This window comes from Bradyrhizobium cedriense (assembly GCF_054602315.1).
This window is the reverse complement of sequence record NZ_JBTSWB010000004.1, coordinates 330088-346291: the sequence shown is the minus strand read 5'-3', so window position 1 is coordinate 346291 and position 16204 is coordinate 330088. Positions and strand designations below refer to the sequence as shown.

At 60.3% G+C, this 16204-nt stretch carries 10 protein-coding genes and 1 tRNA gene; 5 read left to right on the top strand and 6 right to left on the bottom strand.

Annotated features, from left to right (window positions below):
- Positions 1 to 107: 107 nt before the first annotated feature.
- The 5 genes from ACYCVF_RS18330 (at position 108) to ACYCVF_RS18310 (ending at position 5982) form a co-directional block, all read left to right on the top strand.
- The gene (locus ACYCVF_RS18330) at positions 108 to 3218 is read left to right on the top strand and encodes a bifunctional diguanylate cyclase/phosphodiesterase (protein WP_459598582.1); all 3111 of its coding nucleotides are present in this window, start codon (positions 108 to 110) and stop codon (positions 3216 to 3218) included.
- 134 nt (positions 3219 to 3352) lie between these two features.
- Positions 3353 to 3429, top strand: a tRNA-Arg gene (locus ACYCVF_RS18325).
- Between the two features lie 329 nt (positions 3430 to 3758).
- Positions 3759 to 4637 (top strand): hypothetical protein, encoded by an 879-nt coding sequence (locus ACYCVF_RS18320; RefSeq protein ID WP_459606585.1) that lies wholly within the window; start codon positions 3759 to 3761, stop codon positions 4635 to 4637.
- Positions 4638 to 4832: 195 nt separating this feature from the next.
- Positions 4833 to 5306 carry a hypothetical protein gene (locus ACYCVF_RS18315; protein ID WP_459606584.1) on the top strand — a complete coding sequence of 158 codons (474 nt, stop codon included), beginning with the start codon at positions 4833 to 4835 and terminating at the stop codon, positions 5304 to 5306.
- Positions 5293 to 5982 (top strand): hypothetical protein, encoded by a 690-nt coding sequence (locus tag ACYCVF_RS18310; protein WP_459606583.1) that lies wholly within the window; start codon positions 5293 to 5295, stop codon positions 5980 to 5982. The genes ACYCVF_RS18315 and ACYCVF_RS18310 overlap by 14 nt, the downstream gene beginning before the upstream one ends.
- Before the next feature lie 328 nt (positions 5983 to 6310).
- Here the strand turns inward: ACYCVF_RS18310 and mcrC are convergent, their stop codons facing one another.
- The 6 genes from mcrC to ACYCVF_RS18280 all read right to left on the bottom strand — a co-directional run bounded on the left by mcrC (position 6311) and on the right by ACYCVF_RS18280 (position 16004).
- On the bottom strand, positions 6311 to 7396 hold the full coding sequence (gene mcrC / locus ACYCVF_RS18305) for a 5-methylcytosine-specific restriction endonuclease system specificity protein McrC (RefSeq protein ID WP_459606582.1): 1086 nt from the start codon (positions 7394 to 7396) through the stop codon (positions 6311 to 6313).
- A gap of 12 nt (positions 7397 to 7408) precedes the next feature.
- Entirely contained in the window at positions 7409 to 9613 is a 2205-nt protein-coding gene (locus tag ACYCVF_RS18300; protein ID WP_459606581.1) for an McrB family protein, read from the bottom strand.
- Positions 9614 to 9721: 108 nt separating this feature from the next.
- Positions 9722 to 9949 (bottom strand): hypothetical protein, encoded by a 228-nt coding sequence (locus tag ACYCVF_RS18295; protein ID WP_459606580.1) that lies wholly within the window; start codon positions 9947 to 9949, stop codon positions 9722 to 9724.
- Positions 9921 to 11168 carry a GIY-YIG nuclease family protein gene (locus ACYCVF_RS18290; protein ID WP_459606579.1) on the bottom strand — a complete coding sequence of 416 codons (1248 nt, stop codon included), beginning with the start codon at positions 11166 to 11168 and terminating at the stop codon, positions 9921 to 9923. The genes ACYCVF_RS18295 and ACYCVF_RS18290 overlap by 29 nt, the downstream gene beginning before the upstream one ends.
- Positions 11158 to 13137, bottom strand: a complete 1980-nt coding sequence (locus ACYCVF_RS18285; protein WP_459606607.1) for a DEAD/DEAH box helicase — start codon at positions 13135 to 13137, stop codon at positions 11158 to 11160. The genes ACYCVF_RS18290 and ACYCVF_RS18285 overlap by 11 nt, the downstream gene beginning before the upstream one ends.
- A gap of 80 nt (positions 13138 to 13217) precedes the next feature.
- Entirely contained in the window at positions 13218 to 16004 is a 2787-nt protein-coding gene (locus ACYCVF_RS18280; RefSeq protein WP_459606578.1) for a class I SAM-dependent DNA methyltransferase, read from the bottom strand.
- Positions 16005 to 16204 lie beyond the last annotated feature (200 nt).

Sequence of the window (16204 nt, the reverse complement as noted above, 5' to 3'; positions counted from 1 at the left end):
TGCTGCACACGGACGCGAATACGCAACCGGATTAATGCTTAGGTAACTGGTTTTCCTAAGCTTTGCGCCATTTGTGCGGTGTATTCCTGTTCCTTCAGGGAGGGGGAATGCGCCAGGTTTTTTCCACGGTGGCCGCCGGAATGTCTCTAGCCGCAAGGAACGGCTGGGAGGCTTTGGCGCGTCGTGGTCCCGTCCTGTGGTTGACCCTGTGCGGCATTTTGCTGGTCGCGGGAATCTTCATCGTGACGGCCATGGCGGTCGGCGAGTTTCGCGAGCGGACCCTCGCCAACCGCGAGCGCGAGCTTGAAAACACCGTGCAGCTGATCGCGCGGCACTTCGATCAGCAGTTCGAGGATTCCGACGTCGTCGCCGCCGATCTGATCGGGCAGATGAACCTGCTCGACATCGTCTCGCCCCAAATGTTCCGCGAGCGCATGTCCGGACCTGAGGCGCACCAGATGCTGCGCGGTAAGATCAGCTCGGTGTCCTATCTCGGCGACATCGCGATCTACGATGCCGAGGGCGACCTGATCAACTGGTCGCGGGCTCAGCCGCTGCCCAAGATCAGCGTCTCCTCGCGCGCCTACTTCCAGACATTCAGGACGAACCCGCAGTCCGAACCGGTGCTGCTGGAATCCGTCCGCAGCTTCATCATCGGCAAATGGACCACGGTCGTCGCACGCCGGCTGAACGGAGCGGACGGCACCTTTCTCGGCGCGATGGTCCGGCGGATCGACCCGGACAGCTACCGGCAATATTTCGCATCTGTGGCGCTGGCCGAGGGCACGGCGATCTCACTGTTCGACCGCGAAGGCAAGATGCTGGCCCGCCATCCGCATCGCGAAGAGCTGATCGGGCGGAACTTCAAGGATGCGCCACTGATGCAGAAGGTGCTGGCCAGGGGCGGTCAGCACACGCTTCGCGTCAAGAGCCCGGTCGACAACGAGGAGCGGCTCGGCTCGGCGGCGTCGCTGACGCATTTCCCGCTGGTCATCGTCGCCACCAACACCACGGCGGCAGCCCTTGCGGACTGGCGGCAGCAGACCGGCTTCATGGTCACGACCGCCGCGCTTTCAGCCGCCGTCATCGCGCTGATCCTCTATCTGATCATTCGCCAGATCAAGCGACAGAACCGCGACGCCCAGCAGCGGCTGGAAGCCGAAAGACTCCGGCTCGATACTGCCCTCAACAACATGTCGCAAGGGTTGATCCTGTACGACGCTGCCGGATACATCGTCACATGCAACCGCCGCTATGCGGACATGTTCGGCCTGTCCCACGACGTCATCAAGCCCGGCTGCCACATCCGCGAGGCGATGTACCACCGCAAGGAGCGTGGCGCGTTCGACGGCGACGTCGAGGAGTTCTGCGCCGACGTCATGAGGACCGTCGCCGAAGGCACGGTCTCCACGAGAACTCATCAATTGGCGGACGGCCGCGCCTTCCAGGTCATCAACACCCCGCTCGCGCAGGGCGGATGGGTCGCCACGATCGAAGACATCACCGAGCGCCGCAACCTGGAGCAGGAGCGCGACCGCAACCACACCTTCCTGCGCGAGATCATCGACCACATTCCCTCGCGGATCACCGTGAAGGACGCCCGCACGCGGCGCTACCTGCTGGCCAACCGGGTCGCCGAGGACCAGCTCGTCGAATCTGCCGGGACGATCGTCGGCAAGACCGCGTTCGAACTCTATCCGGCGGACGCTGCCGGGGTCATCACCCGGGATGACGACAGGCTGCTGCAATCACCTGACGGGCTGTTCCTGGACGAGCACATCTGGAATACCCCGTCCATCGGACGGCGCTACATCACCTCGCGAAGGATCGGCATCCGCGACAAGTCCGGCGAGCCGCGCTACATCATCAACGTCGTCGAGGACGTCACCGAACGCCGGCGCGCCGACGAGAAGATCGCGCACCTGGCGCATTACGACGCGCTGACCGACCTGCCGAACCGCACGCTGTTCCGCGAGCAGATCGAACGCGAGCTGGCGAAAGCCGCCGACGGCTGCCAGTTCGCCCTGCTCTACATCGACGTCGACGAATTCAAGGGCATCAACGACTCGCTTGGCCATCACGTCGGCGACGAGCTGTTGAAGGCGATCGCGGGCCGTCTGCGCGGCTGCCTCGCGCAGGGCGACCTGATCGCACGGCTCGGTGGCGACGAATTCGCTGTCATCCAGACCGGGATCCAGTCCTCCGCCGACGTGGTGTCGTTCGTGACGCGGATCTACCAGGCGATCCGGCAGCCCTATCACTGTCTCGGCCATCAGCTCTCCACCGACGCGAGCATCGGGATCGCGCTGGCACCGCAGGACGGCTCCGATCTGGATCAGCTCATCAAGAATGCCGACCTCGCGATGTACGGCGCCAAGGCCGAAGGCCGCCGCACCCACCGCTTCTTCGAGCCGGCGATGGATGCCTGCGCCAAGGCGCGCCTCGCCATGGAGCAGGATCTGCGCCAGGCCCTGGTCGATGGCGGCTTCGAGATTCACTACCAGCCCCTGGTCGACCTGCGCTCCGGCGAGGTCTCGGGCTGCGAGGCGCTGCTGCGCTGGCGGCATCCCGAGCGCGGCATGGTGTCCCCGGCCGAGTTCATTCCCGTCGCCGAGGACACCGGCCTGATCAACGAGCTCGGCGACTGGGTGCTGCGCATGGCCTGCAACGAGGCCGCGACCTGGCCTTCCCATATCCGCGTCGCGGTCAACGTCTCGCCCGTGCAGCTCAAATGCGACACGCTGGCCTTGCGGATCGCAGGCGCGCTCGCCGCCTCCGGCCTCGACCCGCGCCGGCTCGAGCTCGAGATCACCGAGGCCGTGCTGATCCGCGACGACGAGGCGGCGCTCTCGATCCTGCATCAGCTCCGCGCGATCGGCGTCCGCATCGCGCTCGACGATTTCGGCACCGGATACTCCTCGCTCAGCTACCTGAAGCGCTTCCCGTTCGACAAGATCAAGATCGACCGCTGCTTCGTCGTCGACATCGCCGAGACCAGCGGCGCGCCGGTCATCGTGCAGGCAGTGGTGAACATCGCGGCCGCCAGCAACATGACCACGGTCGCCGAGGGCGTCGAGACCGAGGCGCAGCGCGACATGCTGCGCACGCTCGGCTGCACGGAGATGCAGGGCTATCTGTTCAGCGCGCCGAAGCCCGCCAGCGAGGTGCGAAAACTGTTCGGTCCGGACTACGCCGCGCCCGTCGCGGCGGTGGCCTGATGGCGAAGCCAGGGGCAGCTCCGGTCGGCCGAAGCTGCGGGGGTTCCGGCCCCTCCCCGGCCAAACCGGGTTTACGGCGATAGGGCGAGAAGCGGTTGCCCGGCCCTCGCCAATCGGCTACATGAGGCATCACTGCACCCGTAGCTCAGCTGGATAGAGCGTTGCCCTCCGAAGGCAAAGGTCACACGTTCGAATCGTGTCGGGTGCGCCAGCAAAAATAGGCTTTTTCGTACATTCTTGATATTGCGCCTTTGGGCTGGGTAAGCACTAGGTAAGCAAGCTGTCGCATTTGCATTGCGGTCCCCAGCGTCAGCCTGAGCCCGCGGCCAATGATCCGCGATTTTTTTCTGGACTAGGCCCCCCATGAGGCAAAGGCCCTCCTACTAGCGAGCTATAAAAAGAGCCATTTCGTCCCGAGCGCGACGCTTGCGCGATCGCCGCCGCAACGTTCTTCGCCTTTGTCCTCCGTCCAAGTCCTGCGCATTGAAAGTTTTCCAACCGATCCATAAATCACGCCCTGTCGCAAACGACGGTGGCAGCATGACGAATACGATTGATATGAACCTTTTCCATGACTACTGCGATATGGGGCGCTTGCGCCTGCGGACTGCTGGCTACCAGGACGTCCCGGGCGAGAGCGACGATGACGCGCTGTGCCGCTATTTGAATGTTCTGAACCGCCGCGTCCCTGTGGCGAAGCGTACCACCCATCAGTCCAGCACGCTCTCGGTGCCTGCAAGCTTGCAGGCCGGATACGATCAGCTCATCCAGGTAAGTGAGACCGGAGGGGACCTGCGGCCGTATCAGAGCACGCTCCTGGAGCGGTCCGCGTTCAACGACCTGCTTCTGAACGACTGGGGTTTCCAGCACTTCCATATGGGCGTTGGGCCGCACCCGACGAAGCCCGGCTTTCAAGAACGAACCCCGCCTCTCCTATTCGCCATGGTCACGGATACGGACCTCTACTGCATCGCAATCGGCGATCATAGCTCGTTTGAGGATCGCGACCTGCTGGATATCGTCCACCTAGAATGGCCTGACCTTTTGCCGAAGGTCGCGGACAAGAATGCCCTGACCGCGTGGGAGCCGACTGAGCAGGATATCAAGACGCTACGTCAGAAGCAGATCAACGCCTTCACAACCCGGCCTGATGGGACGATCAACATGGGCGCCGGCGGCGGTTTGACGGGGAACAAGAAGCATTCCGTGAAGGTGATGTTGGCATTCACCCAAATCGTGAAGATGGTGCGCGGTTGGGAAAAAGCCATTCGTGACGAGGTCTCGGCAAAACCTGACAAGTATCCTACGACGCTGACGTTGGACCTCATCCTTGATCCAACCGACGGGTTTCTCCGCGCGGTCGACGAGACGCGAACCTACGCATTCAAACTCGGCGACATCTCGCTGCGCGAAATCTAGGCCATCGACTCTGCGGAATGACCATCCGCAGCGCGGCCAGCAGGGCACCTGTGGGCCTTCCTTTGCCATCTCCGGCCGCCGGCACTTCGAGGTCATGATGGACAGCACTATCCGTCTTGCTAATTGACTTTCTCGTTCAGGTTGTTCCGTATTGAAAATTATAACAATACGTTCAATGCATTGGTTCGGGGGAACATGACAGAAGACGAGGCTGACGAGGCTTTTCTTCGGATCAACTCTACCTTGCGGGATTCTGGTTTGTCATGGCTTGCAGACCAGATTGCTGGCGAGGCCGCAGAAGGTAGAGCGAGCACGAAGATCTTATCGGTGCAAGAGTACGTAGAGGGGCCCCTCGTCGAGGGTCCTGTCGTCGCCAAGACGAGGAAACGAAAGACGGAATTTACCCACGTTCGGCCGTTAACCTCAAAGGAGAAACTTAGCGTCGCTATCACGGCGCTTCGAGCAATCGTCGTCTCCTCGGGAAAGATTCTTCCAGAAGTTGCCAACACGTTGGAAGCGGCCAACAGAGCCACATTCTCTTTTGTGTCCGATGCGGATACCAGTTCGACCAGGTTGCCCGCCGATCAAAGACCCCGTATTTCGTCGGCCGCCATCGTCCTGGATGAGCACCTTCAGGCGTTGACACACGAGGTCGATGATGGCGCTTGACCCGAACCTCATCGCATCCATCGAGCAGTCGATAAAGGACACAGTCTCTCCCTTGCTGACTTCTCCGTCCAAGGGTGCAGACCTGTACGAGCTATATATTTGGTCACTGATCATCGAAGCGGCGCGAGCAGAGGGAGCGACCGTCACCTTCTACGATGTGAACGGCTCACTGGTGACTTCAAATTTCGTCTTCCGGACTTCCCCAGGCCGAATCTTCTCGACGATCCAACCCTATACTCACGCCCTCATAGCATTTCCTGGTTGCCCGGCCTTGGAAGCTCATATCGGAATCTTTGTTTCGGGGAAATCAAAAGTCATCCACGAATGCGACGTCGCAGTTTTATATGCCGATGCTGCTGCTACCTGTAGAGCTGAAGAGGTCCATCCCAAGAGCACTCAGTTGCTTCTATCGGCTGAATGCAAATTCTACGTGCAGAGCAGCATGGGTGTTGGGCTCGCGCGCTCCTATTTGGGCTTGGTCTCCGAGGTCAAGCACACCTACCGCGCTTGCTATTTCGTTGCCGTTAGCGAGTCGAACAGCGTTCAACGACTTTTTGCGCATCACCAAAAGGATTGGGAGACCGGGGTGATGCCCGACGATCCGAAAGGCAGGCCACAGCGCCTTCGTGCCTCCTTCGAGAAAGCGTTTCGGGACTTCCAATTGAGAGAAGGTTAGCTGATCCCCTCATTTCACGAGCCGAGACGGTGCGGCCTTCATGTACGCTGACCACCACTTGTTACATCGCGCTCCGCGCCTTGATTACGGACGCGGCGTTATTCCTTTCCGCATCCTCGCTTGAGCAGCTTGCGACGAGCCGTGGCTCGCTTGCCGGGAGGAGTCGAGCGCTTCGTCGGATGGCGCCGATTCTTGATCTTCGTCAGCCTCGACAAATCCCTCTCCCGTTCCCCGGAACAGGCGCGCCGAAGCCGACTATGTGGGCTTTATTGGATTTTGCTGCCTTGGGAAGTAACCTTGATGAGTCGTTCCAAATTCTGACGCGCGCTCAGTGACCTTCCTGAGCGATCGAGTGGAGCCGATCCAGGATGTCGGAAGGTTTGAGAGCCAAATCGACTGTGACGAACCGGATAGCATGGCCCTGGATTGTGAATGTCTCATCCACATCATGGTCGAGCGCGGGATAGAGCAGCACGCCTTCCGCCCTGTCGCACAGGGGTCCGCGCCCGCCTTGGGAGTGAAGATAAGCGTAGATCTGATAGATGTTGGCGCTCTTGAGCTTGTCCTTGTCGGCAATACCTTTCGCAAGAATACTGGTGAACTTGGTATCGATGACGATCCTGCGGTCCTGCCCTCTGTCCAGGATAATGTCGGGCTTCATTCCCGGAAGCAGAGCTACGTCGCCGGACCGGCCTGGCTCCAGTTGCCAGCTCTGATAATTCTGCTCCCGCACGGACCAGCCATCGGCGGCACGCAAATGATGCCGATAGAACCCCGTGACCGCCTTCTCGAAGATCTTTCGTAGGGTGATCTCGTCCCGCCTGAGCCGCGACAGTTTCATGTCACCGGGCGCTTCGTTCGGCAGCAGCATCTCGAACACGAGCCTGGCAGCGCTGACCATGAAGCGGTCTTCGGATTGATGGCTTCCGATGGTGTCTGCGGACATGTCCTGTCGGGTTGGTCGGGACGCCGCAATGCCCAGCCGTCCGAGGTCGTCACTGAGTCGGCGGCAATCGGCGGCGACGGCACGATCCCCAATCCGTCCGGCGATCGCAATCAGCGCGCAGCGCACCAACCGGTTTCGCGGCGTGTCGAACGACAGCTCCTCAAACCGGCATGCAAGGCGCCCGCGCTGCAGATGTTGGCGGGAGAGCGTCTGCAACCAGTCCACCCGCCCCCTGACCCGCGGAATGATTGCTTCCCTGCGCTGATAACCTCGCGACAGATTGGTCCTCAGCCGCCGCTTGACCAACCTCACCAGCAGGCGACCCAGAATATCGGCCAACTCAATATCATCGTCCGTGCCTACCGCGCACTGGCTCTCGAAGTTGGCGAGGCCGGACGCATAGACAAGCAACAGCCAGAGGTTCCGAATCGGAATGCCTTTTTCGCTGCGCCAGACCTGATCGGACATCTGCATCCGCCCCTACAGGCAGGCCTGCAGTGTCTTGACATGGTCTTCCGCCTTCTCCCTTGCATCGTACCAATATTCCAGCAGCAGCGGTTTGATCTCGGTCAGGATCACATTGCCGATCCATGTCTTCCATCGCGCGGCATCCATGTTCTCAGCCGGCGTGAGAAAGCTATGGCCGACACTGAATTGAGCACCGAGCGACTGGTCCGCTGCAATGATCTCGTTCAACGCAACGATCGCCCGCCTTACGGCCTGCACCAGCTCATCTGGAGCGCCCCGGGCCTTGCAGTATTGCTGCCAGGCAGCTCCGAAATTGGGATTGAGATTCACGAATGCGAAGCGGCGCCGCAGCGCGAGATCGACCAGCGCCAGCGAGCGGTCGGCGAGATTCATCGTCCCGATGACGTGGAGATTCGGCGGCACATGGACCCGTTCGGTCAGCGTCCGCGGATAGGCCAGCCGGAGCGCTTCGCTCTCTCTACGCTTGTCGGCTTCTAGCAAGGTGAGCAACTCGCCGAAGATCTGCGCAGGGTTTCCCCGGTTGATCTCCTCGATCACGAGAACATACGGCCGCCCCGGCTCCGCCCTCGCCGCCGCAACGGCTTCCAGGAAGGCGCCATCGACAAGTTGCAGGCCGGTGGTGCCGTTCGGGCGGTAGCCGCGGACGAAATCCTCGTAGGACAGCGAGGGCTGGAATTGCACCGCCATCAGCCGCGATGTGTCCTTTTCGCCGATCAGCGCGTATCCCAGGCGTTTCGCGAGCCAGGTCTTGCCGGTTCCCGGAGGTCCCTGCAGAACCAGATTCTTCTTCGTCTTCAGCAGGTCAATCGCCTGTTCGAGCGTTTCGCGCTCCAGGAAGCAGCCTTCGTCGATGATGTTCTCAACCATATAGGAAGTACCGGAGCCGGTCTCTTCCACGAGGATTTCGGGAGCCCCTTCATCCAACTCCACGGCCGAAGCGTTGATTCTCCAGCGCTCCTCGAAATCCCGCGGCAGGGCGGATACGTATTCCTGGCCGTCATCCGTCAGATAGAGACGGTTGATGCCCTGGACAGTTTCGGCTCTCACAAGACTGGTGACTCTGGCCCACGCGATGATATGCGACCCCGGCATCGTCGTGGTCCAGGTCGGCACCAGCGATTGCAGCCATTTGGCCGCATCAGTAGCCCCCATGCCCTCCGGGTGCCGCGACAGTTGAAGCAGCAGCTGCCCCATGCCGAAGACACGGCCGACCAGCGGCGCGCGCAGCACGTCCGCCGGCTCGTTCGCGGACAGCAATTCGAGGCCGCGTTGCGTCGGCCGATACGCGCCATCGACTAGATGAATGAGTCCCAGTCCGCCCCCGGCCTGCCAAATCACCTGGCTCGCGCTGTTCGTATTGAGCTGCGGCGCTTCCGACAGAATCACGCTGGCGAGGTCTTCCCGTGCAATCCCATTCTCGGCTTCCCGAACAACGGCCACGAACATGCCGACGGCCCCTTTCATGCAGGCCAGGCTTCGCCGTTGCGCGGTCACCGGCAACAGCGACAATGGCGGTATGTCGCTTGCTTCTGCTTGGGCCGCCTCCACCGTAACTGCCCCCTCGTCGGGACGGTTCAAATATTTGCTCCACAGAAACCATGCAAATATCGACTGGTCGACCTCACCGGCGATATCCGGTGCACTCCCCACCGCATCGCGGATCCGCTGACGGAGCGCCGGATGCTGAGCGATGAAGTCACCGACCAGTCGCGGCGCGCCGATCAGGCGTTGCGTGGCCCATACCCTGTTGGCGTCCATCAGACAGGTCATGTCGCGCGGAAACATCGCGGCCATCAGCCGGACGAGGCGCGCCTTGGGCCGGCGCTTGGCGTGAGCCGGATGAACCCTGGCCAGAACATGGTCGAACATGTCCTGTAGCCTCTTCCCGCGCTCGGCGAGATCGCTGCCGATCGGCGCGTCTCGGAACTGAAGAAGCTCACGCGAGATCGCAACGTCGGAATATGCACCTTCCACCGTGACCGAAGTACCCGGCCCGATATTGGAGATCGGATTCTCATCCCAGAGCCTGCGCTGGAATGCGGGATCGAGCCATTGCGCCTCGTCCGCACTCTTCACCAGCTCGACATGAGCGGCGTATCTCTGCCGCCACTCCACTGCCCATGGCTCGTTCAAGTAAGCGCGAAACGGCCCGTTGAACGCTTCAGTCAATGCCTTTTCATCGAACGAATCAACCATCCCCTCAGCCTTCCAAACTTTGATGTTGTCTCAAATCGCGTTCGACTGCGCGACTTCTTCCGGCTCTTGCTACGATCACATTCCACGGCATCGATCGCAGGTGCCGCGCTAACTCTTTCGTCTCTTCTTGAGCAGCTTGCGACGAGCCGCCGCTCGCTTACCGGGAGGCGTCGAGCGCTTCGTCGGGTGGCGGCGGTTCTTGATCTTCGCCAGCCTCGCTAAGTCCCTCTCCCGCTCGCCCGGGACGGCTGCCCCGGCCACGCTGCCTTCTCCTGCTTTACTTGGTGTGCGCGACTTGATGAGCCGGTTACGTTTTTCGTGGTTGATCTCGTTCACGGTGGTCACCCCCCTTGGTCTCGCCTGCCCGTACCAATGCCGCAATTCTCGGGTGGTAAAGGTATTCGGTGATCGTGCCGTCTCTGATCCGGTCAACAGCTTCGTTAATGACGAAGAGAGGCACGAGAAACCATTCTCGGGGAATCACTGGATGACCGAACCGATCCTTGATCTCGATGTCGAGCCGCGCAGGATCAAAGATGCGATGGATGAGGTTTTCGAGCTTTGTCCGATTGATATTGGATAGCTTGTAGGTGGCGACGACCTCTACGTCGGCCAAAAGGAAGGTCGCGTCGTTCTTCGCGTCGCCTATACGTGCCTCAACCGCGCCGCCCGTGACGCCTATCTTGTGCAGCACATCACGGTGGGCAGCGACGGTCGGATGGTCCGATTTGCTACGCAGTACGTAGATCGTGCCGCTGGCAAGATCGCCATCCTCGCTCTCGCTTGCAAATAGCGGTCCCGCCGCGGGATCTGTGATGCGACGCCCAGTCTCATCCTTGTAAAGCGCGCGCTGGAGCGAACGGCGCAGCAGGTTGCTCTCCGTCGCGTTGGAATAGATGACACGCAGTCGAGCGTCAGATTCCCCATTGGGCGCTTTGAACGTTTCGCCGACCTCAGCGACGTAGGCGATTTGGCCGCCAAGAATGAAGAACTGCCCCTCCACTATGTCCGCTTTCAGGAGCCCTGCATCCTTCACAAAGGGCCGAGTTGTCCGCGTCCCTGTGTTAAGATCCCGCTGCACATCGATGAACAGCGATTTAAACTTCTCAAAATCCGAGCAGGGCTCACGGTTGGCAATCTCCTCAGCCGCACGCTTGTCGGCGGCGGTACGCACATGGCGAAGCTCCGTAATGTCGGACGCGCCACCCATGCCCTCCAGTTCGGCAAGCAATTCATCGTCATCTATCGGTTCGACCGACTCGGTGGCAGGCGTTACTGCGACCGCCAAGAGGCCCTGCTTGTCGAGCGGGGCGAGAAGCGAACGGCAATCTTCCAGCCCGCGCAACCGATCGAGGCGCACGGCATAAAGCCTCTCGAATATGTCGTTGCTCTCGCCATGCGCTGGCGCGCGGCCGTGGGCCTCGGCGAAGCGCTGGATCTCCTCAAAGCCCGCAATGATACGTTCCTCGCGTGGACTACGACCGCCCTTCTTGTCCTGCGGGGCGAAGTCGGCGAGGTCCGCCGCCAGTTCGTCAAGATCGAGGTCATCCGTCATAGCGGCCCTCCTTCTTGAAGCGCATGAACGCCATGGCTCCTTCGGCCATGCGTCTTTCCCAGGGATCCTGCGCGTCGATGGAGGGTAGCCGACCTCGCTCCTTCTTGAACCGCGACGCCCGGACGGCAAGCTCCTTGGCGTCCTCCGGCGTCAGACTCGTGCGCTTGGCCGCAATCGCCGCCGCCACCTGCTTCAGACTCGCCTCATTCATGGTCTTGGCCAGTATGGCGTAGGCCTCGCCGAACGGGTTGATGCGGTCGATAAGGTCGACATCAAGTTCGGTTACACTTAGGGCAAATTTCCGCACGCCGTCGATCAGGGCCATATTGGCTTTTGGCTCAGTATCGTTTTCGCCCCCAAGCGCGATTTGCTTGGCCTGCTGAGTTACGTTAAGCGCGGCGATCGCGTGCTGACGCACAGCTTCCTGATCTTCCTCGTCAAGTTCGGGATACTTGTCCTTGATGATCTTCCCCATGCGCACCTGGGTAAGCTCCTCGGGGATCAGTTCCTCGTCGAACAGCCCGCGCTCTATGCTGGTTTTGTCCTGAACGAAGGCGGCGATGACTTCGTTCAGATCCTCAGTGCAGATGCGCGTGGCTTCCTTGCTCTTGGGTTCAGCAAGGCCCTTGATCTCGATATGGAACTGCCCGGTCTGCTCGTTAAAGCCGACGTTGCCCTTGCTCGGATCGTAGCCGCCTTCTCCATAGTCGAAGCCTTCAACCGGGCCGCTCTGTGGATTTTTCGGAGTGAAGTTGAAGCGAGGCGCAAGCACTTGCTCCATCAGCAGGCTTGCGGCGATGGCTTTCAGCGTGTCGTTAACGGCCTCGGTGACGGCTTCCTCAGAAGCGTCCGGCTCAGCGATGAGGTTGGTGAAGCGGGCGCGGGACTTGCCCGGCGCGTCGCGGGTCGCGCGGCCGATGATCTGCACGATCTCGGTGAGGCTCGACCGATAGCCGACCGTCAGCGCGTGCTCGCACCAAATCCAGTCAAAGCCTTCCTTCGCCATACCAAGCGCGATGATGATGCCCACATGGTCTCGGTTGTTCTTCTGCGTGGGGTCTTTCAGTGCGGCGGAAACTTTGTCGCGCCTGCCGGCGTCATCATCGACCAGATCGGCGATGCGAAGCATCAGACCATCGGGCGTCTTGACCCGTTGAAAGCCGGTGACAGGGTCGGTCCCCTGCCAGTCGCCTAGAGCCTCAATGATATGCTCCACCTCCTTGATCTTGTCCTTCGTGCTCTCGCGCGAATTGACGCTCGGGATGTGGATGATGGTTTTCTCAGTCGGGTTGAGTACGGCGAGAATGTCGTCGGCATAGGAACCGGAATAGAAGAAATAGCCGATGTCGAGTTGCTTGAGATATTCGTAGCCGTTGAGTTGTTCGTAGTAGGTATAGGTGACGGCATCGAACTTGGCCTCGTCCTGCGGAGCAAGCACCGGCACAGCGTCGCCCCGAAAGTATGAGCCTGTCATGGCGACGATATGCACCTTGTCGCGGGCAATGAACGCGCCGAGATGCTGGCCGAGCTTGCTCTCCGGGTCGGCGGAAACGTGATGAAACTCGTCCACCGCGATCAGCCGATTGTCGAACTTCTCAACCCCGAACTTATCCACGGCGAAGCGGAAGGTCGCGTGGGTGCAGACCAGAACCTTATCGTCGCTGTCGAGGAACGCACCGAGGGAATTGACCTTGCCACCGTTGTCCGAGCCAGGCGCGTCGCAGAGGTTCCATTTGGGTGCAACGATCCAATCGGCCGAAAAGCCGTATTTGGTCAACGGCTCGTCATGGAAGCTCGCGCCGATGGATTTTTCCGGCACCACGATAATGGCCTGCTTGAGACCCTGATTGGCGAGCTTGTCGAGCGCGATGAACATGAGCGCCCGGCTCTTGCCGGACGCCGGCGGCGACTTGATGAGCAGATATTGTTCGCCCCGCCGTTCATAGGCCCGCTCCTGCATCGGCCGCATGCCGAGTGCGTTGGCCTTGGTCGATGAACCGTTGCGGGCATAGGAAACCGAAACGGAAGGGATGGCTTTCTTGTCCTCGGTCACGCGCTTGCCCTCGCCTTTTTCTTCTTCGCCGGCGCCCCTCGCGACGCAATCATCTTGGTGTAAAGGTCGAACAACTTTTCCAGCCGTTCCGTGTCGTTACGGAAGCGGCGGCCGACGTAAATGCGCTCCAACACTTCGTCGTTGCGTTCGTGCGCAGCGCGCAGATTGGCAGGCATGTTGTCTGGGTCGTAAAGGTCCGCGATGGTCGCGGGGAAATGCACCTCGCGCGCCAGCAGGATGTCCTCGGCGCAGCGGGTGAGGTCTGACTTGTTCTTCTCCGTGAGCGTCGGGACTGGAAAGGTGTTCCAGCCGAGAGTATTGGAGTAGCGATATCGAGTCTCGAGCTTACCGCAAATCGTGGCAATCCAAACGAGATGCAGGCGCGAAGCCACAATCGCCATGTTCCATAGCTCGGCGTCGTAGAGCGCGAACAATAGGTCGCTGGCGATGGCTTCGCCTCGTAATAAGTCGACCGGTATGTATGGCCGCCTCTCTGACGAGACCTTTGCCACCGCCAGCGTGCAACTCTTTGCGGTCCCCGCAATTTGTACAAACCTGTGAGGCTTCGAAGCGAAGTCCCGGGTGGACGCTGCGCTACTCTCCTCCCGAACTGCCCGGATACTACGCAGGACCTCTTTCAAGTACGGGTGCCCATCTGCGGCTGCGGCATCACGATCCTCGATCCAAAAACACCATCTTAGTTTGCCCTGGATCATTTCCTCGGATCCAAAGTACGGTCGGATGAAGCGATTTAACTCCGGATATTGGATCAAGAGGCGTTCGCGCTCGCCACTATTAAGAATGAAATGACCGCCATCCCTTGGCATGTTCCCAAATAGCATTGGAGAAACAACAGAAAGTGGACTGCGCATTTGTTCAACGAAAAGGTTCGGACCAGAGACGAGATACGCATTGATGTATCCGACACCTTGCTCGACCACCGCCCCGTCGTCTGCGATGGAAATCAGGCGCCTGACTGCTCCCGGTTTTCGTGCGATCCCAACAATAACGACCGTGACGCCAGCCTTGTTGCTGGCCAGATTTGACCACCGGAACGAAGTATGGGCGAAAGCAACCTGGTGACCCGTGGCGAACACCAATGGCCAAAGGATGGGAACTTGGAGTCCTTGGCAAATCGAGTTGGTAGCAACGAATGCCGCAACCGCATCGGTCCGATTGCCGTAGTCAGCGGCCTTCATAAACCAGCCGGCTACGTAATCTAATGACTTCCAACCGGTCGTCCGACTATCGAAGATTGCGCTCAATTCTGCCTTTTGTTCTTGCGTCTGCCACTTGCTGCCAAGGTAAGGGGGATTTCCACAGATGTAGGTTTCCCCGCCATCGTTCTCGAAGTCGATCTGCGCCTGATCCAACGGGGTCGAAAAAAAATCGTCGCCGTGCAACTTCACGCCCGTCCCTGTCGGCGGGCAGATGCTCAGCCAGTCAAGCCGCAGAGCATTGCCGCAGGTAATCCAATTCTGCGCGTCCAGTGGCAGAAAGTCCTGCAAGGCCTCCTTCTGGCCACGATAGAGCACGTCACACTGAAACTCCGCGATGATAAGCGCCAGCCGTGCGACCTCGGCGGGGAAGTCGCGCAATTCGATGCCCCGAAAGTTGGTCAGCGGGATTTCCGAGCGCAGGTCGGCCTCACCGCGCCTCCTGTTGATCTCGGCCTCAATCTCCCGCATGGCCTTGTAGGCGATGACAAGGAAGTTGCCAGAACCGCACGCCGGATCGAAGACCCTGATCTTCGCCATGCGATTGCGGAGGTTCAGCAGCTTGCGGGGATTGTCGTCTGCTTCCGCAAGCCGGGCGCGCAGATCGTCGAGAAACAACGGATTGAGGACTTTCAGGATGTTCGGCACGGACGTGTAGTGCATGCCGAGCGCGCCGCGCTCCTCGTCCTCCGCGACGGCCTGGATCATCGATCCGAAGATGTCCGGATTGATCTTCGTCCAGTCGAGACTGCCGATATGCAAAAGATAGGCACGGGCTATCTTGCTGAATCGCGGTGTCTCCACACTGCCGGCGAACAGTTCGCCATTCACATAGGGAAAGTCGTCGGCCCATCGGGGAATGCCGGCGCTCGCTCGCTCGCCCCGCTTGGTGTTCATGGAGCGGAACAATTCGCCGATCACCTCGTGGGTGTCGGACGAGTCCTTGGCGCTCATCCGAGCAATGGTGTCGGTGAATAGGCCGCTGCCGTGGAAGATGTCGGTGCGCTCGGCGAAGAAGCAGAAGATTAGCCGCGCCATGAAATGGTTCATATCGTGGCGGCGCTCGGCGGTGCCCCAATCGGGGTTGTCTTTCAGAAGCTCGACATAGAGCCGGTTCATGCGGCTGGTGGCGCGGATGTCGAACGAGCTTTCGCGGACCTGCTTGACGGTGGTGATGCCCGCAAGCGGCAGGAAGAAGCCGAAATGGTCGGGAAAATCGACATAAGCACAGGCGACGGTTTCGCCCGTGTCCAAATCCTCGGCCTCGAAGTCCGCGCCGTCGGTCGCAAGGATGAAACGCGCCTTCGCCTTCGCCGTGGCCGGGCTGGCCTTCAGCGCGGCCAAGGCCTTCGTGACTGCGCCCGGGGCGCAGACGGCTATGTGAATGTGGTTCCGTTGCAGGACGCCGCCTAGGTCGGAGCTATTCGACGCTCCCGCCCGCAGCTTCTTGATCGTCGTTTCCTTATTGCCGAACGCTTGCAAGAAGGCGAACGGGAACTCGCCGCCGTTGAACGGCTGCTGCTCGGCCAGGATCGATATGGCTTCTTCAATTTCAACGGCGTTCATCTTGCCCCCGCCCGCCCGGAATCCCGAAAGGACCGCTGATGTAAATGCGGCCGAACTTGCGCCCTCCATAAAAGCGGATTTATTTTTTTTCGCGATTCCCGAGAAACCATAGGTCTTTCATAGACTTCAACGGCCGAGGTAATTCAAGGAAATTCGAGGAAATTTGCACTACCGTCAAGCAGGTGTCCCGCTGTCCCACA